Source organism: Streptomyces triticirhizae (assembly GCF_003696235.1).
Lineage (GTDB): Bacteria > Actinomycetota > Actinomycetes > Streptomycetales > Streptomycetaceae > Streptomyces > Streptomyces triticirhizae.
The window spans coordinates 1-19674 of sequence record NZ_RFFJ01000059.1 but is presented as its reverse complement, the minus strand read 5'-3'; the positions used below and the strand labels follow the sequence as shown (position 1 = coordinate 19674).

Genomic DNA, 19674 nt, shown 5'->3' with positions numbered 1-19674 from the left:
GGGGTCGCTGGGCTCGCTTGGTGCTGTCGCCGCACCGACCGGAGACGGCGGTGCGGGGGCCGCTTCCGGCCTCCCCGCACCGCCCGTGCTCTTATCGCTGTCTGCCGTCGGCTGCCATCGGGCCCGGCGGCCGCCGGGCCCGAACGGTCCTCAGGCGCTCTCGCCGGCCGGCTGCGCCTCGGCGGCGGGCTCGGCCTCGGCGGCCGGCTGCGCCTCGGGGGCTGCGGCCTCGGCCGCCGCCGGCTGGGCGGTGGCCTCGTCGGCCGGCTTCTGCTCGGCGGCCTTCTCCTCGGCACCGGTCAGCAGCTCACGCTCCCACTCGGGCAGCGGCTCGCCGGCCGGCTTCTCGCCGTCCTTGGCCTGCGCGGCACCGGAGCGGGCGATGAGGCCCTCGGCGACGCCGTCGGCGATCACCCGGGTCAGCAGGGTGACCGAACGGATCGCGTCGTCGTTGCCCGGGATCTTGTAGTCCACCTCGTCCGGGTCGCAGTTGGTGTCCAGGATCGCGACCACCGGGATGTTCAGCTTGCGGGCCTCGCCGACGGCGATGTGCTCCTTCTTGGTGTCCACGATCCAGACGGCGCTGGGCACCTTCTGCATCTCGCGGATGCCGCCGAGGGTCTTCTCCAGCTTGGCCTTCTCGCGGGAGAGGACGAGCAGCTCCTTCTTGGTGAGGCCGGAGGCGGCCACATCGTCGAAGTCGATCTGCTCCAGCTCCTTGAGCCGCTGAAGCCGCTTGTGGACCGTGGAGAAGTTGGTGAGCATCCCGCCCAGCCAGCGCTGGTTGACGTACGGCATCCCGACCCGGGTCGCCTGCTCGGCGATGGCCTGCTGGGCCTGCTTCTTGGTGCCGACGAACATGACGGTCCCGCCGTGCGCGACCGTCTCCTTGACGAACTCGTAGGCGCGGTCGATGTACGACAGCGACTGGAGCAGGTCGATGATGTAGATGCCGTTGCGCTCGGTGAAGATGAAACGCTTCATCTTCGGGTTCCAGCGGCGGGTCTGGTGCCCGAAGTGGACGCCGCTCTCCAGCAGCTCCCGCATCGTGACGACGGCCATGGCCGTTCTCCTTGTGCAGACTCGGTTGTCGGCGCCGACCGGAGGGCCGGCGCCCCTGACGCCCCTGACGCGCGGTGCCGGGTGTCGATGTCTCACGACCGCCACGGACCGAGACGCGCGGCCATCAACACGCACCGGGCGGCCGGTGCGCCCCGACGGCGGGGCGTGCGAGGTCGATCCGGGTGCCCGGATCGCCACCAGAAGTGTACGGGACCCCGGCGGGCCGGGGCGACAGCTACCGACCCGGCCACACGGGGGCCAACGCCGCCCCCACCCCGGCCCCAGGACCGCCCGCGGCCGCCCCGCCGGGGGCGCGACCTCCTCCTCCGCCGCCGGCCGGCCGCGGCGGGCCGTGTTCGCTCGTCAACGCGTGGAACCGCTGTCGATGGTGGTCGGGGTGCCGGCGGTAGGTCCGCCGGAGCCAGCCCGGCGGGGCTTCGCGGATCAACGAGCGGCCACCGCGCGTCGGTTGGCAGCCGCGCCCAGGCCGTGCCCCCCACCGCCCGCCGAGGGCTGGGCGGAGGCCCTCGGCGGTGGACCGGCGCCGTTCCCCGGCACGGCCTGGGCTTGTGCGCGTCGGGTGGGCGCGGAACGCGATCGGGGCCCCGGGCCTCTCCGTCCCGGCGCACGCCGCAGGCGACGACGCGGGCCCATGGGGCCTCGCCGCCCCCGGAGCCGTTGCGCCAGCACGCTCGCGTCGCCCTGTTGGCCCCCGAGGGCGAGAAGGTGGGTGCGCTCCTGCCGCCATGCGTTCCTCCGCGTCCCGCGCCGGTCGCCGCCCCGCTCGGCCGGACGGCGTGACTCCTCGCGTCGATGCTTACACAGCGTGACCGAGATCGGGGGCTCGGAGGGCTCGTTCACTCGAAGAGGTGGCGAGGTTATCCACAACCGGCTGGTTATCCACCAAGATCCACTTCTTTCCCGGGTGCCGGTCACAGTGAGTCGCGGAGGTGATGCGGCATGAACGAGCGAGGTGCGCTGGGCCGCTTCGGCGAGGAGGTCGCCGTGCGACGGCTGCGGGAGTCCGGCCTCTCCGTCCTGGAGAGGAACTGGCGCTGTCGCGCCGGAGAGATCGACATCGTGGCGGCCGAGCCGGCCGGCTCGGCGTTGGTCGTCTGCGAGGTGAAGACCCGCAGGGCCGGCGGGTTCCAGGACCCGCTGGCGGGGATGGCCCCGGCGCAGCTGGAGCGGCTGCGCCGACTGGCCGAACGCTGGCTGGACGAGCGGTGGTTGGCGTTCCATCCGGAGCCACCGCCGGGCGGGATGCGGATCGATCTCGTCGGGGTGCTGCTGCCCCGGCGGGGCGCCGCCCGCGTCGAGCATGTGCGGGGGGTGGCGTGATGGGGTTCGCACGCACCTGTGCCGTGGCGCTGGTGGGGGTCGAGGGCATGGTGGTCGAGGTACAGGCCGATCTGGAGCCTGGGGTGGCGGCGTTCTCGCTGGTCGGCCTCGCCGACAAGTCGCTGACCGAGAGCCGGGACCGGGTCCGCGCCGCCGTGGTCAACTCGGGCGCGCCCTGGCCACAGAAGAAGCTGACCGTGGGCCTCAGCCCCGCCTCGGTCCCGAAGTTCGGCAGCGGCTTCGATCTCGCGGTCGCCTGCGCGGTGTTGGCGGCGGCCGAGCGGATCGATCCGAGGTCGATCGCCGACGTGATGATGATCGGTGAGCTGTCCCTGGACGGGCGGGTGCGGCCCGTTCGGGGCGTGCTGCCAGCCGTCCTCACGGCGGCCGAGGCGGGGTACCGGCAGGTGGTGGTGCCCGAGGGCGCGGTCGCCGAGGCGGCGCTGGCGCCGGAGATGGCGGTGCTGGGGGTGCGCAGCCTGCGGCAGTTGATCGCGCTGCTCGCCGACGAGCCGGTGCCCGAGGAGGCGCCGGAGCCGGAGCCCCCGGGGTCCGGGGGCGGCTTCGGCCCCGGGGCCTGGAGCGCGATGGACCCGGGCGGGCCGCTGGGCCCGGACGGCGGGGAGCCGCCGCCGGATCTCGCCGATGTCTCGGGGCAGTCGCTGGCCCGCCGGGCGCTGGAGGTGGCCGCCGCCGGGCGGCACCACCTGCTGCTGAAGGGCGCCCCCGGCGCGGGCAAGACGATGCTGGCCGAGCGGTTGCCCGGGCTGCTTCCTCCGCTGAGCAGGAAGGAGTCGCTTGAGGTCAGCGCGGTGCACTCGGTGAGCGGCTCGCTGCCGGCCGGGCGTCCGCTGATCGACCGGCCGCCGTACTGCGCGCCGCACCACTCGGCCTCGATGGCCGCGCTGGTCGGCGGCGGCAGCGGGTTGCCCAGGCCGGGCGCCGTCTCGCTGGCGCACCACGGGGTGCTGTTCATCGACGAGGCCGCCGAGATGAGCGGGCAGGCGCTGGACGCGTTGCGGCAGCCGCTGGAGTCGGGCTGTGTGGTGGTGGCCAGGGCGGCCGGCGTGGTGCGGATGCCGGCCAGGGTGCTGCTGGTCCTGGCGAGCAACCCCTGCCCGTGCGGCCGGCACGGCTCCCCGCTGGGGGACTGCGAGTGCCTCCCCGGCACGGTGCGGCGCTATCAGGCGCGGCTGTCGGGGCCGCTGCTGGACCGGGTGGACCTGCGGGTGCCGGTGGAGCCGGTCAGCCGGGCCGAGTTGGTCGCGCCGGGCGGCGGGGAGCCGACGGCCCGGGTCGCCGGGCGGGTGCTCGCCGCCCGGCACCGCGCGGCCGAGCGGCTGGCGGACACCCCGTGGCGGACCAACAGCGAGGTGCCCGGGCACATCCTGCGCACCCGCTGGGCGCCCCACCCGGGTGCCCTGGCCAGAGCCGAGCAGGACATGGACCGGGGCCTGCTCACCGCCCGTGGCCTGGACCGCGTGCTGCGCGTGGCCTGGACGGTGGCCGACCTCGCCGGGCACGACCGGCCCACGGCCGAGGACGTGGACGTCGCGCTGGAGCTGCGCACCGGGGTGCGGCGCCGCGCGCGTGTCGCGGGGAGCCTGTCGTGATCGCCGAGGCCGAGCGGCTGGCCCGGGCCGCGCTGGCGCGGGTCGTGGAGCCGGGGGACGCGCGGGTCGGGCGCTGGCTCGCCGCGTGGGGGCCGGAGGCGGTCTGGGAGGCGCTGCGGGCCAGGGGCCCGGCGCTGCCCGAGGTGAGCGCGGAGCGCTGGGCCGGGCTGCTGCTGCGCGCCGAACGGGCCGAGCCGGAGCGGGATCTGGCGCGGATCGGCGAGCTGGGCGGGCGTTTCCTGTGTCCCGGGGACCGGGAGTGGCCGGGCCAGTTGGCGGATCTGGGGGCGGCCGCGCCGATCGGGCTGTGGGTGCGTGGCCCGTGTTCGCTGCGCTTTGTCGCGCTCCGCGCCGTGGCCGTGGTCGGGGCCAGGGCCTGCACGGACTACGGCGCGCATGTGGCCGCCGAGTTGGCGACCGGGCTGTGTGAGCGCGGGTGGACGGTGGTCTCCGGAGCGGCCTTCGGCATCGACGGCGCGGCGCACCGGGGCGCCCTCGCCGTCTCGGGTGTGACGGTGGCCGTGTTGGCCTGCGGCGTCGACGTGAGCTATCCGCTGGCGCACCGGGAGTTGCTGGACCGCATCGCCCGGGGTGGCCTGCTGGTGGCCGAGTTGGCCCCTGGCGACCACCCGACGCGCGGCCGCTTCGTCCAACGGAACCGGGTCATCGCCGCGTTGACCAGGGGGACGGTGGTGGTCGAGGCGGCGCGGCGCAGCGGGGCGCTGGCCACGGCGCGCTACGCCGCAGGGCTTGGGCGCCATCTGATGGCGGTGCCGGGGCCGGTGACCTCGGGTCTCTCGGCGGGGTCCCATCGCCTGATCAGGGCGGAGGCCACGCTGGTGAGCGAGGCGGCGGAGATCGTCGAGCTGGTGGGCGAGATGGGCGAGTTGGCCGAGCCAGGGCCCGAGCCGCTGGTGGCACGGGACCTGCTGGCGCCGCGCGCGGCGCGGGTGTTGGACGCGCTGCCGGCGAACGGCGCGCTTCCGCTGACGGAGATCGCCAGGGGTGCCTGCACGAGCGAGGGCGAGGCGCGCGCCCGGCTGGGCGAGCTGTGCGCGCTGGGCTTCGTCGAACGGGTGGGCGAACACTGGCGGTTGTCGCCGGGGTCAACCCGACACGCGAGGGTGGTGATTGCGAGGGGCCATGGCGGCGCGTAACCCCAGCGTGCGGCCAGCGGAACGTATCTGCGCATCCCTCCCCGGACGACACATGCGCGATGCGACCCTTCAGTCACGCTACGCTCACAGAGTTCTGTCTTCAGAACCTCCACGAACCCCCCGCAGAACGGCTCACGACGACGTATGCCCCAGCACTCCCCCGGGCCCTGGCAGGTGGCTCAGGCTGCACCGGACGCGGCGGAGGGCGCCATGACCCCCTCGGCGCCCTCCGCGCTCGACGAGCTGTGGCGTGCTTACAAGTCCACCGGCGACGAGCGGCTGCGCGAGCAGCTGATCCTGCACTACTCACCGTTGGTGAAGTATGTGGCGGGCCGGGTCAGCGTCGGGCTGCCGCCCAATGTCGAGCAGGCGGACTTCGTCTCCTCCGGGGTGTTCGGCCTGATCGACGCCATCGAGAAGTTCGACCCGACGCGCTCCATCAAGTTCGAGACCTATGCGATCACCCGCATCCGGGGCGCGATGATCGACGAACTCCGCGCGCTGGACTGGATTCCCCGCTCGGTTCGGCAGAAGGCCCGCGCCATCGAGCGCGCCTACGCCACGTTGGAGGCGTCGCTGCGCCGCACCCCCACGGAGGCGGAGGTCGCCCGGGAGATGGACATCCCCCTGGAGGAACTGCACGGGGTTTTCAGCCAGTTGTCGCTGGCCAACGTCGTGGCCCTGGAGGAGCTGCTGCACGCGGGCGAGGGCGGCGGGGACCGGCTGAGCCTGATGGACACCCTGGAGGACACCGCCGCCGACAACCCGGTGGAGGTGGCCGAGGACCGCGAGCTGCGCCGGCTGCTGGCCCGCGCGGTCAACACCCTTCCCGAGCGGGAGAAGACGGTGGTGACGCTCTACTACTACGAGGGGCTCACGCTGGCCGAGATCGGGGCCGTGCTCGGCGTCACGGAGAGCCGGGTGAGCCAGATCCACACCAAGTCGGTGTTGCAGCTGCGCGCCAAGCTCGCCGACGTCACCGGTTGAAACCGTGCGCGGCCGTGGGCTCCTCACACGCGGGCGTCCTAGAGTGGGAGGGTGCCCAGGATTCGAGCGGCCACGGTGGCCGAGCACCGCGCGATGCGGCGCGCAGCGCTGCTGGAGGCCGCCCGCGCCCTGCTGGTTGAGGGCGGCGCCCGGGCGTTGACCTTCGCGGCGTTGGCCGAGCGCACCGGGCTGGCCCGCTCCTCGGTCTACGAGTACTTCTCCTCACGGGCCGCCCTCGTCACGGAGCTGTGCGCCAACGACTTCCCGCTGTGGGCCGCCGAGGTCTCCGCCGCCATGGACGCCGTGGACACGCCCCGCGAGAAGATCGCCGCCTATGTCCGCCAACAGCTGGCGCTGGCGACCGACCAGCGACACCAGGCCGTGGTGGCGATCTCCGTCAGCGAGTTGGACGACGCGGCCCGCGCCGAGATCAGGGCCACGCACGGGGAGTTGGCCGAACTGGTCGTCGACGTGCTGCGCGAGCTGGGCCACTCCGAGCCCTCGGTGGTCGCCGGGCTGCTCCGTGGTCTGGTGGACGCCGCCGTGAGCGTCGCCACCGGCGGCCGGGGGGCCCACTCCCCCGAGCGGATCGCCGAGTTGGCGGTGGCCATCGCCCTCGACGGGGTCGCCGGCGGCGGGGAGCCCCGGGGGCTCCGGGACGCCGAAGACCGGCAGCAGCCGGGCGGGACCCCGGCGTAGCAGCCGCTCCGGCAGCAGGGCGAGCGGATCGAGGTAGGTCCGCTCCCGCAGCAGCCCCCAGTGCAGACACGGCCCGGCGCAGTGCGAGGGCCCCGGCTCCAGCACCCCCAGCGGCTCCCCGGCACCCACCAGGTCCCCCTCCCTGACCAGCCGCGCCACCGGCTCGTGCGTCAGCCGCAGCGGCGGGTCCCCGGTGCCGGACAGCTCCAGCGTGACCACGCCCCGCCCGGCGACCCGGCCGGCGAACGACACCCGCCCCTCGGCCGCCGCCAGGACCGTGGCCCCCGGCACCGTGGCCAGGTCGACGCCCCGGTGCCCCGCCGCCCAGGCCGTGGGCGGCGGCTCGAAGCCGCGCATGACCGTGGGCCGCGTCCCGCCGTCCACCCCGGGCACCGGCCAGCCCAGCGCCGGACTCGCCGGGGCCGGCTCGGCCGATCGGGCCAGGCCCCCACCCGGCGCGACGCCCTCCACAGCACCCGGGCCGGCCGTGCCCGCCGCCCGGGCCGGCACCGGAACCCCGGAGAACGCGGCAACCCCCGGAGCCCCCGGCAACGCGGCCGCCCCGGAGAACAGCCCCAACAGCACCGGCAGCGTCATCAACGCTACCCACAGTGATCTCATGCCGGCAGCATGGCACCCTGGACACCCCCGTGGGGCCGGGAACGCAAATCTGTGGATAACTCGGGCACTGGCCAGAAACTGCTCACCCACCAGGGTGAAACGGGCGCACTAGCCGCCGCGCCCGCCCCTGAAGCCGGAGTCCTCGGGAAGGTCGAGTTCGCTGCGGTTCAGCTCCTCGATGTTCACGTCCTTGAAGGTGAGCACCCGCACACGCTTGACGAACCGAGCCGGCCGATACATGTCCCACACCCAGGCGTCAGCCATGCTGACCTCGAAGAACACCTCACCCTGGACCGAGTGGACCTGCATCTCGTAGTCGTTGGTGAGATAGAACCGACGCTCGGTTTCGATCACGTACGTGAACAGACCGACGACGTCCCGATACTCCCGGTAGAGCTTCAGCTCCATCTCGGTCTCGTACTTTTCGAGGTCCTCGGCACTCATGGCGTGATCCCCTTCAGCCGTGCGTCCCCTCATTGTGCGTCACCGAGGACGAGCGCACGCCATCGCGCCGGGAACGTGAGGTGAGCCGAACGAGGGGGCCGTGCAGCCCGCCGAGGATGATCAACACCGCGCCGCCGCCGGTCGCCCAGACCAGCGGCCACAGCGGGCCCCGGCCCGAGATGCCGCCCGGCTGGTCGGCGAATCCTTCCGCCTCGGGAAGCGACCCCAGGCGGTCCAGGGGCCAGACGGTGGCAGCGACCCGTCCGGAGACGGCGCTTCTGGGCACCGTCGACGGCTCCCCCTCCGCCAGCAGGCTCCGGGAGTCAAGCGAGTCCGAACGGTCATCCCCCAGGAGAAACAGCTCACCCTTGGGCACCTCGGCGTCAAAACCGGTCGGCGAGGCCGCCCGTTCGCTCTCGTCGAGATAGGGCTCCTCGACCGGCTCGCCGTTCACCAGGAGCCGACCGGCCTCGTCGCAGCAGGCGACCGTGTCGCCGCCGACGCCGACCACACGCTTGACCATCGGCAGGTCGCCCCAGGTGTCGTCCCGGAAGACGACCACATCGCCCCGCCGCACCTCGTGCCCCTCGATCCGCTCGGCCAACACCCGGTCGCCCGAGGCCACCGAGGGGGCCATCGAGTCCGTCGGCACGGTGTAGGGCTGGTAGAGGAAGGCGGCCAGCACGAAGCCGCCGAGGAACAGCACACACCCCAGGCCCACGGCCACATTGGACAGCGCGCGGCCGACTCGCCCACCACGGCGTGGCGTCCCGCTCATCGGCGCCCCCTCCTGATCGGTCTCAGGGGGTGACCCTACCCACCGGGGCCGTGCCGATCAGCCCGTGGGGCCCCGCGTCTCCCACCGGTCGGCCGCCGCCGCGCGCCGGCGACGCCACAGCACCAGCGGGACCGCGCCCACCAACGCCACCGCGCCCGGTGCGCCGACGGCCGCCGGCCCGGCGAGCGCGTCGTAGGCGCCCGGCACCGGCAACGTCCCCCAGCGCGTCACCGGCCAGGCGATGGCGACGGCCCGGCCGACCACCTCGTCCTCGGAGATCGTGCCCTGACCGGCGAGGTTCTGGTGGTAGCGGGAGTCCAGCGAGTCCTGACGGTGGTCCCCCATCACCCACAGCCGCCCCTCGGGCACCTCGATCGGACCGAACGGCCGGTCGTCGCACGGGGTGTTGCCCGGGTAGAGATAGTCGCTCTCGTCGATGGCCTCGCCGTTCACCATGACCGAGCCGCCCTTGTGGCACTCGACGGTGTCCCCGCCGACCGCGATCACCCGCTTGATCAGGTCCTGGTCCTCGGCGGACGGCATCAGCCCGATGAAGCTCAGCGCGTCCTGCACCGCCGCGCCGAACCCGCCGTTGGAGGGCGTCTCCCCCAACCAGCCGCCCGGGTCGTGGAAGACCACCACCTCGCCCCGCTCCGGCGTGCCGCCGAACCACGGGGTGAGCTTGTCCACCAGCACCCGGTCACCCCGCTGGAGGGTGTTCTGCATCGAGTCCGAGGGAATCGAGAACGCCTGGAGCAGAAAGGTCTTGATGACCAGCGCCAGCACCACCGCGATGCCGATCAGGATCGGCAGCTCCTTCCAGAAGGAGCGCTGCTTGCGCCGGTCGCCGGTCCCCTTCCCTCCCCGCTTCGCCCCCTGGTCAGCCTCCTGCCCCGTCTCCGCCGCCTCCTCGGCAGCCCCGGCAGCCCCGGGCGCGCCGTCTTCGCCGCCGCCACCTGCCGACCCCGCCCCGGGGGAGCCACCGCCGGGCGCGTCGCCATTCGGACTCACCGGACGGTCCTCCGGCTCCTCCGCGTTGGATCGCGCACCCACCGCCACATCCCCCACTTCCACTCCTCACGCCTCGCGTTGACCGGTCCGAGGGCCGCAACAGGCCCACCACACCCATAACGAGCGGGAGTTCCGCAGGGATCGGCAGGGGTGCGTTTTCCTTCACCTCGGTGGGACCCCGGGCGTTGACGGTGCCGGAGTCGGGCTCGGGCACCCCCGCGAACGCCTCGGCGTCGCCCAGCCGCTGCCAGTGCCCGAAGGGCCAGGCGATCACCACGGCACGGCCGACGACCAGGTCCTTCGGTACCGTACCCTGCCCGGGATCGTCGAGGTGGTACCGGGAGTCGGCCGAGTTGGACCGGTGGTCGCCCATCACGAAGAGGCGGTCCTCGGGCACCTCCACCTCGAACTCGATCTGCGAGGGCGGGTTTCCCGGGTAGAGGTAGGGCTCGTTCAGGGCGGCCCCGTTGACCGTGATCCGGCCGTCCTCGTCGCAGCACACCACGGTGTCGCCGCCGACGGCGATCACCCGCTTGATCAGATCCTGGTCGTCCTGCGACGGCAACAGACCGATCCAGGTCAGAAAGTCCCGGCCCTGTTTGATCCCCACCGGCGGGTCGCTCTCGGAGCCCGCGTTCTGCTCGGTGTCCAGCCAGCCGCCCGGGTCCTTGAAGACCACCACGTCGCCCCGCTCCGGCTCCCAGCCGAACCACGGGGTGAGCTTGTCCACCAACACCCGGTCGTCGATCCTGATCGTCTCCTCCATGGAGCCGGACGGGATGACGAACGCCTGCACCAGGAACGTCTTCAGCACCAGCGCTATCAGCAGCGCGGTGCCGATCAGGATGGGTATCTCGCGGGTGGCCCGCAGCCGGCGGCGCCGCTTGATCCGCTTGGCGGCCTTCCGGCGCGCCGCCCGCCCCTCGCCCGGGCCGCGCAGCGTCGGCGTGGGCTCGCGGTCCGACTCGGGAGGGTGGGCGCCGCGCGGCGCCGCGTGGCGGCCCCAACGCTGGTCGTCCTGGCCCGGCCCGGACGCCCGGTCCGGCCTCGGCTCAGGCCTCTTCCCCGCGCGACGCCCCCGGCTCTCGCCCCGGCGTCCGCGCGGACGTCCCCGCTCACCCATGGTCCGACCGGAGGGACGTCCAGTGGCCGATGGGCCAACCGACCCAGTCGGCACGGCCGATGACCCTGTCCTCGGGGACGGTGCCGCCCCCCGGGGAGCCCAGATACTCCCTGGAGTCCGCCGAGTCAGAACGGTGGTCGCCCATTACCCACAACCGTCCCTCGGGCACTCGAATATCAAACCTGACATTCGAAGGTTTGTCCCCCGGATAGAGATATGGCTCCTCCAGGGGCTCGCCGTTGACCTCGATCCGGCCCTCGTCGTCACAACAGCGCACCCGGTCCCCGCCGATGCCGATCACCCGCTTCACGAAGTCGGAGTCGGACGACCTGGCCAGCCCCACGGCGCCGGCCGCCGTCCGCAGCAGGCCCTCCAGCAGCCCGGGATCGGACTCCTCGGCGACGAACGAGCCCGTGCCGTCGAAGACGACGATGTCGCCCCGTTGCACCTCGCCACCGAAGCTGTAGGCCAGCTTGTTCACCAACACCCGGTCGCCGACCCGCAGCGTGCCCTCCATCGAGCCGCTGGGGATCACGAAGGGCTGCACCACGAACCTGCTGACCGGGGAGGTGACCACCACCGTAGCCAACACCACCGACAGCCAGAAACGGGTCGAGCGCGACCAGCGCCGTTTCGACTTCGGGGAGTCGGCGGGCTGGTCGCGCTCGGGGCGTTCGGGCTCGGGAGGTCCCGAGGAGGCTTCCGCGTCGGAGTCGGTCACGCGGAGATGCTAACCGCCCGCGCGGGCCGGTCAGTTCTCCCGCTTCTCCTTGATCTTCGCGGCCTTGCCCCGCAGGTTGCGCAGGTAGTAGAGCTTGGCGCGGCGGACGTCACCACGGGTCACGACCTCGATCTTCTCCGCCACGGGGGTGTGGACGGGGAAGGTGCGCTCGACGCCGACGCCGAAGCTGATCTTGCGGACCGTGAAGGTCTCCCGCACGCCGGAGCCCTGCCGGCGGATGACCACGCCCTTGAACTGCTGGACACGGGAGCGGTTGCCCTCGATGACGCGGACGTGGACGTTGACGGTGTCGCCCGGACGGAAGTCGGGGACGTCCTCGCGCAGGGAGGTGCTGTCGATGCTGTCCAGGAGGTTCATGGCCTGCTGCTTTCCTCGCCCGATGCCACAGGTCATCGCGGCGGTACGTTGCCGGGTGTGTGAGTCTGGCCCTTCTCGCCCCGGCGGCGTCGGTCCCCCTGTGGCAGGGTCGCGCGCCGGGCGTGAGCCAGCGGCCTATTCTTCCACGGCCTCCGGCGAGCGCCCAAATCGGCCGTCGGGTCCCTCGACCCAGCCCAGCTCGGCGAGCGTCGCGCGATCGTGCCTGTCGAGGTCCTTCGGGTCACAACCGGCGATCAGATCGGGCCGGTTGAGGCTGGTACGCCGCAGCGCCTCGTCCCGCCGCCAGCGGGCGATCCGCCCGTGGTGGCCGCTGCTGAGCACCTCGGGAACGGCCCGCCCGCGCCACTCGGGCGGCTTGGTGTAGACCGGCCCCTCCAGCAGCGCGGCCATGGCCCCCGGCGCGAAGGAGTCGTCGCGGTGCGAGTCCGCGTTGCCCAGGACGCCGGGCAGCAGCCGGGCGACGGCCTCGACCATCACCAGCACCGGCGCCTCGCCGCCGGCCAGCACATAGTCGCCGATGGAGAGTTCCCACACGTCCAGCCGCTCGCCGTACTCCTCGACCACCCGCCGGTCGATCCCCTCGTAGCGGGCCGGGGTGAAGACCAGCCAGGGCTCCTCGGCCAGTTCGACGGCCAGCTCCTGGGTGAACGGACGCCCGCTCGGCGTGGGCACGACCACCACGGGACGCCCCTCGCCCGAGGCCAGCACGGCGTCCAGCGCCTCGCCCCAGGGCTCGGGCTTCATCACCATGCCGGGGCCGCCGCCGTAGGGGGTGTCGTCCACGGTGTGGTGCCGGTCGTGGGTGAACGCGCGCAGGTCGTGCACGCGGACGTCCAACTGCCCCCGGGCGCGCGCCTTGCCCACCAGGGAGACGTTGAGCGGCTCCAGGTACTCGGGGAAGATCGTGATGACGTCCAGCCTCATGCGCCGGCCTCGTCGCCCGTCCGACCGCCCGTCGCTTCGTCGGCGCCGGCCTCGCCCGAGCCGTCCAGGGCGAGCAGGCCGGGCGGCGGGTCGATGACCACGCGGCGGCGCTCCAGGTCGACCTCGGGGACGATGGCCTCGACGAAGGGGACGAACGCCTCCCCGCCGCCAGGCCGCGCCACCACCAGCAGGTCCTGGCCCGGCAGATGGGCCACCTCCCGCACCTCGCCCACCTCGGTCTCGCCCCCGACGGTGACCACGGCGAGGCCGATCAGCTGGTGGTCGTAGAACTCCTCGGGGTCGTCCGGGAGTTGGTCGGGATCGACGTCGGCGACCAGCAGGGTGTTCCGCAGCGCCTCGGCCGCGCTCCGGTCGTTGACGCCGGCGAACCGCAGCAGCAGCCGGCCGCTGTGCACCCGGCCGCTCTCGATGGTCAGCGGCCCCACCTCGGGCGGCTCGGTGCTGAGCGTCTCGCCGGGGACCAGCCGCAGTTCGGGCTCGTCGGTGCGCACCTCGACGGTGACCTCGCCCTTGATCCCGTGGGCGCGGCCCACGCGTGCGACGACCAGTTGCACGGTGCTCTCGTTCCTCACTGATGACGGCGGAATGCCGGGACGACGTGAGGGCCGGGTGCGACTCGCGCCGCACCCGGCCCTCACGGTGATGCCATGTGAACGTGTCGCCTCAGCGGACCTCGTCCGCGTCGACCAGGTCGACGCGGATGCCCTTGCCACCGAGCGCGCCCACGACCGTGCGCAGGGAGCGCGCGGTGCGGCCGTTGCGGCCGATCACCTTGCCGAGGTCCTCGGGATGCACCCGGACCTCCAGCACACGTCCCCGGCGCAGGGTGCGCGAGGCGACCTGGACCTCGTCGGGATGATCGACGATGCCCTTCACCAGGTGCTCCAGGGCCTCCTCCAGCATCTCAGCCCTCGGAGGACTCGGCCGGCGCCTCGGCCTTCTTCTCGGCCTTCTTCGCCTTGGGGGTGATGGCCTCGCCCTTCGGCTCGCCACCCGACTCCTTGGCGGCGGCCTCGAAGGCGGCCCGGCGGTCGGGGCGGGCGGCGGGCTCCTTCAGGGGCGGCGGGGCCGGCAGACCCTTGAACTTCTGCCAGTCGCCGGTGGCCTTGAGGATGGCCAGCACGGGCTCGGTCGGCTGGGCGCCGACGCTCAGCCAGTGCTGCACGCGCTCCGAGTTCACCTCGATGCGCGACGGGTTCTGCACCGGGTGGTACAGGCCGATCTCCTCGATGGCCCGGCCGTCCCGGCGGGTACGAGCGTCGGCGACGATGATGCGGTAGTGAGGCGAGCGGATCTTGCCCAGTCGCTTCAGCTTGATCTTGACTGCCACGGGTGTGGTGTCTCCTGCGTGATTGACGTGGTGGACCCGCCCCCGCCGCGTGGGGATGCGGCGGGCCTGGGTCCGGTGGACGCGTCAGTCGGAGGAGAGAGGGGTCCTGGACGACTGTCGAGTTCAGCGGACCATTCTGCCACAGCCGTCAGGACGAGGCTCCCACGGTCACCGCGTCCACGATCTGGAAGGGCGTCTTGCAGGCGCCGCAGACGATCGGGGCCTGGGCCAGCACGGAGGGCACCACGCGGACGTTCCGCCCGCACTCGCAGACGGCCTTGACGCGCACGCCGCCCCCGGAGGAGCCGTGGCGCGCGGCCGGGCCACGGAAGCTGCGCTTGGTGTCGCTGGCGGTGGCGGCGATGTGGGCCTTGAGCGCGCGCTGGAGGCGCTCGGCGGTGGGCCGGTAGCGCCGTCTGGTCTCCGGACTCATGGTGACCAGGGAGAAGCCGCTGCTCGGGTGCGGGTCCTCGGGGTGGTCGAGGCCCAACTCCTCGGCGATCGCGAGGAATCGGCGGTTGTGGTAGCGCCCCGCGCGAGAGGTGTCCCTGACCCCCCGGGCGGCGGCGATGCCGTGCACCGCCTCGTGCAGCAGTCGTTCGAAGGAGAGTTCGGCGCCGCAGGCGGACGAGGACTCTCCGATCAGGGATTCGGGCGCGGCCAGGTCCGGCAGCTCCGGGTGGTGCCTTTGGATGTCGGCCCACGCGTGTGCCAGCTCGGCGGCGAGAACTGGTGGTGTCGTGCTCACGTCGTGCATAACGAGCGATGGCCCCGCTGTGTTCCGATTCCGGGGCAAGTCCGCGAATTTGCACTTACCCGTCAGTTCGGAGCGTGAACGGGCGGTGTCCGGGGCGTTTCGCACGGCCCCCCGGACACCGCCCGGTCCGCCGTCGTTCAGTAGGACCGGCCCACCACGGCCAGGGTTCCCGGGGCGTCGTCCGAGGTCGGCACGGAGCCGTCCTCGGCGACCAGGCAGCGCACCGTGACCGCGTCCTCGGCCAGCCGCTTCTCGCCCTCGGCGCCGACCTCGGCCCACGGCAGCCTGGCCCAGTTCCCCGCCCTGGCCGCCTCGGCCGCCTCGGCCAGGGTCCGCACGTCGAAGGTGCGGCTCTCCCTGCGCTCGCGGGACTGCCGCAGCAGCAGCTCCTGGTCCTCCTCCAACGCGGTGGGGACCACGGTGGGCAGCGCGTCGATCGCGACCGGCTCCTTGCCGCCGGGGATGCGGCGCGCCAGCATCGCGGTGCCGGCCTCCAGGTCGCGCGGGCCGACCTCGACCCGGACCGGGACGCCCTTCAGCTCCCAGTCGACGGCGCGGCGGCCGAACGGCACGTCGGTGCGGTCGTCCACCTCCACGCGGACGCCGGCGGCGGCGAGTTGGGCGCCGATCTCGCGGACCCGGGTCAGCACGGCCTCGTCGCCCTTGATCGCCAGCACCACGGCCTGGACGGCGGCGAGCCGGGGCGGCACCCGCAGCCCGTTGTCGTCGCCGTGCGCCATGATCAGGCCGCCGACCATGCGGGTCGAGGCGCCCCAGGAGGTCTGCCAGACCAGCTCGCGCTCGCCGTCCCTCCCCAGGAAGCGGGTGTCGAAGGCGCGCGCGAAGTTCTGCCCCAACTCGTGGCTGGTGCCCATCTGGAGCGCCTTGCCGTCACCCATCATCGCTTCCAGGGTGAGGGTGTTGATCGCGCCGGCGAAGCGCTCGGAAGGCGTCTTGCGCCCCAACACCACGTCGATGCCCAGCACGTTGACCATCACGTCGGCGTAGACGTCGGTGTGGATCAGCGAGGCGAAGTCGCGCGCGTCCTCGTAGCTGGCGTGCGCGGTGTGGCCCTCCTGCCAGAGGAACTCGGTGGTGCGCAGGAAGACGCGCGGCCGCATCTCCCAACGGACCACGTTGGCCCACTGGTTGATCAGCAGGGGCAGGTCGCGGTAGCTCTGCACCCACTTGGCGAAGTACTCGTTGATGATGGTCTCGGAGGTGGGTCGGACGACCGCCGCCTCCTCCAGCTGCTTGCCGCCGCCGTGGGTGACCACGGCCAGCTCGGGCGCGAAGCCCTCGACGTGCTCGGCCTCCCTGGCCAGGAAGGACTGGGGGATCAGCAGCGGGAAGTAGGCGTTGCGGGCGCCCGTCGCCTTGATCCGGGTGTCCAGCTCCTCCTGCATCCGCTCCCAGAGACCGTAGCCGTACGGTCGGATGACCATGGTGCCGCGCACCGGCCCGTTGTCGGCCAGCTCGGCCTTGCTGATCACGTCCTGGTACCAGCGCGGGAAGTCCTCCGCCTGGGGGGTGAGTACGGGAGCCTTTGCCATGCGGCAGATGGTACGGGGGAACGGGCCCCGAGCGTGAATCGGTTTCGCGCGGGCGGCCCGTTCCCCGCAGTGGGTCACTTCGGCGGGAGGATGTCCCGGAACTCCTTGGGCAGTTCGAAGTCGCCCGGGTCCTGGCCGGCGCCCGGGATGCCGAAGGCGCCGCCGTCCTGGCCGCCCCGGCCGCCGCCCTGCTCCTCGGCCTGGCGCTTCATCGGGTTGCCCGAACGGCGCCTGCCCTTGGCCTTCTTCTGCTGCTTGCCGCCCTTGCGCTTGCCGCCGCCGGGGCCGCCCATCCCGGGGATGCCGGGCATTCCGGGGACGCCACCGCCCTGGGCCATCCTGGACATCATCTTGCGGGCCTCGAAGAACCGCTCGACCAGGCCCTTCACCGCGCTGACGTCCACGCCGGAGCCCTTGGCGATGCGGGCGCGGCGCGAGCCGTTGATGATCTTGGGGTCGGACCGCTCGGCCGGGGTCATCGACTTGATGATGGCGGCGGTGCGGTCCACCTCGCGCTCGTCAAGGTTGTTGATCTGGTCGCGCATCTGCCCCATGCCGGGCATCATCCCGAGCAGCTTGGAGATGGAGCCCATCTTGCGGACCTGCTCCATCTGGGACAGGAAGTCGTCGAGGGTGAACTCCTTGGGCCCCTTGGCGAGCTTGCTGGCGAGCTTCTCCGCCTCCTGCTGGCTGAAGGTGCGCTCGGCCTGCTCGATCAGGCTGAGCACGTCGCCCATGCCGAGGATGCGGGACGCCATCCGGTCCGGGTGGAAGGCGTCGAAGTCCTCCAACTTCTCGCCGTTGGAGGCGAACATGATCTGCCGGCCGGTGACCTGCGCGATCGACAGGGCGGCGCCGCCGCGCGCGTCGCCGTCGAGCTTGGAGAGGACCACGCCGTCGAAGCCGACGCCGTCGCGGAACGCCTCGGCCGTGGTGACCGCGTCCTGACCGATCATGGCGTCCACGACGAAGAGGATCTCGTCGGGGCGGACGGCGTCCCTGATGTCGGCGGCCTGCCGCATCAGCTCCTCGTCGATGCCGAGGCGGCCGGCGGTGTCGACGATCACCACGTCGTGCTGCTTGTCGCGGGCGAAGACCACCGAGTCCTGGGCGACCTTCACCGGGTCGCCGACGCCGTTGCCCGGCTCGGGCGCGAAGACCGCGACGCCGGCGCGCTCGGCGACGACGCTCAACTGGTTGACCGCGTTGGGGCGTTGCAGGTCGCAGGCGACCAGCAACGGGGTGTGGCCCTGCTCCCTGAGCCAGCGGCCCAGCTTGCCGGCAAGGGTCGTCTTGCCCGCGCCCTGGAGGCCGGCGAGCATGACAACGGTCGGCGGGTTCTTGGCGAAGCGCAGCCGGCGGGTCTCGCCCCCCAGGATGCCGACCAGCTCCTCGTTGACGATCTTGATGACCTGCTGGGCCGGGTTGAGCGCCTTGGAGACCTCGGTGCCGGTCGCGCGCTCCTTGACCTGCTTGATGAAGGCGCGGACGACCGGCAGGGCGACGTCCGCCTCCAGCAGCGCGATGCGGATCTCCCGCGCCGTGGCGTCGATGTCCGCCTCGCTCAGACGGCCCTTGCCCCTGAGGTTCTTGAACGTGGCCGCAAGGCGGTCGGAGAGTGTGTCGAACACGGCGCTGGCGAATCCTTACACATCGGCGGTCAGGTCGGCGGTGCCCTCCAGCGTATCCGCCCGGCGGCCGAAGGTGTCAGCCCGTGCCGGAGCCGCCCGCCCCGGCCAGGTCACGCTCCAGGTCACGGGCCAGCTCGGTGGCCCTGGCCTCGCTCAGGGGCGTGCCCTCGGCGGTGGTGACGTAGAACGCGTCGACGGCGTTGGCGCCCAGCGTGCTGACGTGCGCGCTGCGCACCCAGACGCCGGCGGCCTCCAGCGCGCGGCCGATCCGGTACAGCAGCCCGGGGGCGTCCTGGGCGCGCACCTCAAGGACGGTGGCCAGCCGGGAGCCGAGCGGGGCCACGGTCACCCGGGGCGGCGGGGCGCCGGGCCGGCGGCGGGGGCGGCGGTAGGCGGCCTCCCGTTCCGCGAGGCGGCCGCTGATGTCCAGCGAGCCCTCCAGCGCGCGCACCAGGTCGGCGCGGAGCCGTTCGGCCCTGGGCAGCGAGCCGTACTGGGCGGACACCCGCCAGTCCAGCAGCAGGATCTGGCCGGCGCCCACCGGGTCGATGGCGCGCAACTCGGCCGAGTGGACGGCGAGTCGGTGCAGCGCGAGGACCCCGGCCACGGCCGGCAGCACCCCCGGCTGCTCGGGCAGCGCGACGACCAGCTCCACGCCGACCGGCTCGGGCTCGGCGTCGTCCTCCCGCTCGGGGCCGTCGGTGTCGGTGGGGCGGGGCCGCAGCGCGAGCACGGGTCCCGCGGTGCGGAACGCCTCGACGGCCAGCCGCTCGGCGGCGACCGAGGGGCCCGGCTCGCCCTCGGGCGGTGGGGCCGCGCCGTCCCGGAGGCTGGCCGCCACCCGCTTCACCAGGTCGGCGACGAGCGAGGCGCGCCAACTCGACCACGCGGCGGGCCCAGTGGCCAGCGCGTCGGCCTCGGTGAGGGCGTGCAGCAGCTCCAGGGTGAGCGGGTCGCCGACGGCGTCGGCGACCAGGGCGACGGTGGCTGGGTCGCCGAGGTCGCGGCGGGTGGCGGTCTCGATCAACAGCAGGTGGTGGCGGACCAGGGTGCCCAGCACGTCGGTGTCGGCGGCGTTGAAGCCGATCCGGGTCGCCATGTCCCTGGCGATGGTCTCGCCTGCGACGCTGTGGTCGCCGGGCCAGCCCTTGCCCATGTCGTGCAGGAGCGCGGCCACCAGCAGCAGGTCGGGGCGGCGGACCCGGCGGGTCAACGCGGAGGCCCGGACGGCCGTCTCCACCAGGTGCCGGTCGACGGTCCAGCGGTGCACGGGGTTGCGCTGGGGGCGGCAGCGCACCCGTTCCCAGTCGGGCAGCAGCCGGGTGATCAGCCCGCCGGCCTCCAGCGCCTCCCAGACGGGAACGGTGTCGGGCCCGGCGCCGAGCAGGGTGATCAACTGCTCGCGCGCCTCGGCCGGCCAGGGCACCGGCAGGGTGGCGGGCTGGGCGGCCAGCGCGGAGACGGCCGGCAGCGCCAGCGGCAGGCCGGCGGCCGCGGCTGCG

General features: G+C 73.2%; 20 protein-coding genes and 1 pseudogene. 5 read left to right on the top strand and 16 right to left on the bottom strand.

The window, feature by feature from the left end:
• Nucleotides 1-150: 150 nt before the first annotated feature.
• Nucleotides 151-1062 carry a 30S ribosomal protein S2 gene (gene rpsB, locus EBN88_RS12985; protein WP_122184011.1) on the bottom strand — a complete coding sequence of 304 codons (912 nt, stop codon included), beginning with the start codon at nt 1060-1062 and terminating at the stop codon, nt 151-153.
• A 960-nt stretch (nt 1063-2022) separates the two neighbouring features.
• Here rpsB and EBN88_RS12980 point away from each other — a divergent pair.
• From EBN88_RS12980 to EBN88_RS12960, 5 genes are all read left to right on the top strand, one after another.
• A complete protein-coding gene (locus tag EBN88_RS12980) occupies nt 2023-2403 on the top strand; it encodes a YraN family protein (protein WP_122184010.1) in 381 nt (126 codons plus the stop codon).
• The gene (locus tag EBN88_RS12975) at nt 2403-4016 is read left to right on the top strand and encodes a YifB family Mg chelatase-like AAA ATPase (protein ID WP_122184009.1); all 1614 of its coding nucleotides are present in this window, start codon (nt 2403-2405) and stop codon (nt 4014-4016) included. The genes EBN88_RS12980 and EBN88_RS12975 overlap by 1 nt, the downstream gene beginning before the upstream one ends.
• Nucleotides 4016-5173 (top strand): DNA-processing protein DprA, encoded by a 1158-nt coding sequence (dprA, locus tag EBN88_RS12970; RefSeq protein WP_122184019.1) that lies wholly within the window; start codon nt 4016-4018, stop codon nt 5171-5173. The genes EBN88_RS12975 and dprA overlap by 1 nt, the downstream gene beginning before the upstream one ends.
• A gap of 144 nt (nt 5174-5317) precedes the next feature.
• Entirely contained in the window at nt 5318-6160 is an 843-nt protein-coding gene (gene whiG, locus EBN88_RS12965; protein WP_122184008.1) for an RNA polymerase sigma factor WhiG, read from the top strand.
• Nucleotides 6161-6235: 75 nt separating this feature from the next.
• The gene (locus EBN88_RS12960) at nt 6236-6859 is read left to right on the top strand and encodes a TetR/AcrR family transcriptional regulator (RefSeq protein ID WP_122184007.1); all 624 of its coding nucleotides are present in this window, start codon (nt 6236-6238) and stop codon (nt 6857-6859) included.
• An 84-nt stretch (nt 6860-6943) separates the two neighbouring features.
• On the opposite strand, the pseudogene EBN88_RS32700 reads toward EBN88_RS12960, so the two are convergent.
• From EBN88_RS32700 to EBN88_RS12885, 15 genes and pseudogenes are all read right to left on the bottom strand, one after another.
• Nucleotides 6944-7216, bottom strand: a pseudogene (locus EBN88_RS32700) (peptidoglycan DD-metalloendopeptidase family protein); the annotation flags it as partial.
• Nucleotides 7217-7588: 372 nt separating this feature from the next.
• The gene (locus EBN88_RS12950) at nt 7589-7924 is read right to left on the bottom strand and encodes a DUF2469 domain-containing protein (RefSeq protein WP_097233036.1); all 336 of its coding nucleotides are present in this window, start codon (nt 7922-7924) and stop codon (nt 7589-7591) included.
• 13 nt (nt 7925-7937) lie between these two features.
• Nucleotides 7938-8702, bottom strand: a complete 765-nt coding sequence (gene lepB / locus EBN88_RS12945) for a signal peptidase I (RefSeq protein WP_122184006.1) — start codon at nt 8700-8702, stop codon at nt 7938-7940.
• Nucleotides 8703-8759: 57 nt separating this feature from the next.
• Nucleotides 8760-9488 (bottom strand): signal peptidase I, encoded by a 729-nt coding sequence (gene lepB, locus EBN88_RS12940; protein ID WP_233580632.1) that lies wholly within the window; start codon nt 9486-9488, stop codon nt 8760-8762.
• A gap of 94 nt (nt 9489-9582) precedes the next feature.
• Nucleotides 9583-10836, bottom strand: a complete 1254-nt coding sequence (gene lepB, locus EBN88_RS12935) for a signal peptidase I (protein WP_122184005.1) — start codon at nt 10834-10836, stop codon at nt 9583-9585.
• Entirely contained in the window at nt 10829-11557 is a 729-nt protein-coding gene (gene lepB / locus EBN88_RS12930; RefSeq protein ID WP_122184004.1) for a signal peptidase I, read from the bottom strand. The genes lepB (EBN88_RS12935) and lepB (EBN88_RS12930) overlap by 8 nt, the downstream gene beginning before the upstream one ends.
• A gap of 30 nt (nt 11558-11587) precedes the next feature.
• Nucleotides 11588-11935, bottom strand: a complete 348-nt coding sequence (rplS, locus tag EBN88_RS12925) for a 50S ribosomal protein L19 (RefSeq protein ID WP_122184003.1) — start codon at nt 11933-11935, stop codon at nt 11588-11590.
• A gap of 135 nt (nt 11936-12070) precedes the next feature.
• Nucleotides 12071-12880, bottom strand: a complete 810-nt coding sequence (gene trmD, locus EBN88_RS12920; protein WP_122184002.1) for a tRNA (guanosine(37)-N1)-methyltransferase TrmD — start codon at nt 12878-12880, stop codon at nt 12071-12073.
• Nucleotides 12877-13455, bottom strand: coding sequence for a ribosome maturation factor RimM (gene rimM / locus EBN88_RS12915; protein WP_122184001.1), 579 nt, complete (start codon nt 13453-13455; stop codon nt 12877-12879). Before rimM ends, trmD begins: the two co-directional genes overlap by 4 nt.
• A 109-nt stretch (nt 13456-13564) precedes the next feature.
• Nucleotides 13565-13804: an RNA-binding protein gene (locus tag EBN88_RS12910; protein WP_122184000.1), complete on the bottom strand. Its 240-nt coding sequence runs from the start codon at nt 13802-13804 to the stop codon at nt 13565-13567.
• Nucleotide 13805: 1 nt separating this feature from the next.
• Nucleotides 13806-14231: a 30S ribosomal protein S16 gene (gene rpsP / locus EBN88_RS12905; protein WP_122183999.1), complete on the bottom strand. Its 426-nt coding sequence runs from the start codon at nt 14229-14231 to the stop codon at nt 13806-13808.
• Nucleotides 14232-14379: 148 nt separating this feature from the next.
• Entirely contained in the window at nt 14380-14988 is a 609-nt protein-coding gene (locus EBN88_RS12900) for a hypothetical protein (RefSeq protein WP_122183998.1), read from the bottom strand.
• A gap of 137 nt (nt 14989-15125) precedes the next feature.
• Nucleotides 15126-16541, bottom strand: a complete 1416-nt coding sequence (gene proS / locus EBN88_RS12895) for a proline--tRNA ligase (RefSeq protein WP_122183997.1) — start codon at nt 16539-16541, stop codon at nt 15126-15128.
• Between the two features lie 74 nt (nt 16542-16615).
• Nucleotides 16616-18172 carry a signal recognition particle protein gene (gene ffh, locus EBN88_RS12890; protein WP_122183996.1) on the bottom strand — a complete coding sequence of 519 codons (1557 nt, stop codon included), beginning with the start codon at nt 18170-18172 and terminating at the stop codon, nt 16616-16618.
• A gap of 76 nt (nt 18173-18248) precedes the next feature.
• Nucleotides 18249-19674: HD domain-containing protein (locus EBN88_RS12885; RefSeq protein WP_122183995.1), on the bottom strand; the 1426-nt coding region annotated here is incomplete at its 5' end.

Coding starts and splice junctions, on each gene's coding strand:
- rpsB (WP_122184011.1), bottom strand. CDS start 1,062: ATGGCCGTCGTCACGATGCGGGAGCTGCTGGAGAGCGGCGTCCACTTC.
- EBN88_RS12980 (WP_122184010.1), top strand. CDS start 2,023: ATGAACGAGCGAGGTGCGCTGGGCCGCTTCGGCGAGGAGGTCGCCGTG.
- EBN88_RS12975 (WP_122184009.1), top strand. CDS start 2,403: ATGGGGTTCGCACGCACCTGTGCCGTGGCGCTGGTGGGGGTCGAGGGC.
- whiG (WP_122184008.1), top strand. CDS start 5,318: ATGCCCCAGCACTCCCCCGGGCCCTGGCAGGTGGCTCAGGCTGCACCG.
- EBN88_RS12950 (WP_097233036.1), bottom strand. CDS start 7,924: ATGAGTGCCGAGGACCTCGAAAAGTACGAGACCGAGATGGAGCTGAAG.
- lepB (WP_122184006.1), bottom strand. CDS start 8,702: ATGAGCGGGACGCCACGCCGTGGTGGGCGAGTCGGCCGCGCGCTGTCC.
- lepB (WP_122184005.1), bottom strand. CDS start 10,836: ATGGGTGAGCGGGGACGTCCGCGCGGACGCCGGGGCGAGAGCCGGGGG.
- rplS (WP_122184003.1), bottom strand. CDS start 11,935: ATGAACCTCCTGGACAGCATCGACAGCACCTCCCTGCGCGAGGACGTC.
- trmD (WP_122184002.1), bottom strand. CDS start 12,880: ATGAGGCTGGACGTCATCACGATCTTCCCCGAGTACCTGGAGCCGCTC.
- EBN88_RS12910 (WP_122184000.1), bottom strand. CDS start 13,804: ATGCTGGAGGAGGCCCTGGAGCACCTGGTGAAGGGCATCGTCGATCAT.
- EBN88_RS12900 (WP_122183998.1), bottom strand. CDS start 14,988: ATGCACGACGTGAGCACGACACCACCAGTTCTCGCCGCCGAGCTGGCA.
- proS (WP_122183997.1), bottom strand. CDS start 16,541: ATGGCAAAGGCTCCCGTACTCACCCCCCAGGCGGAGGACTTCCCGCGC.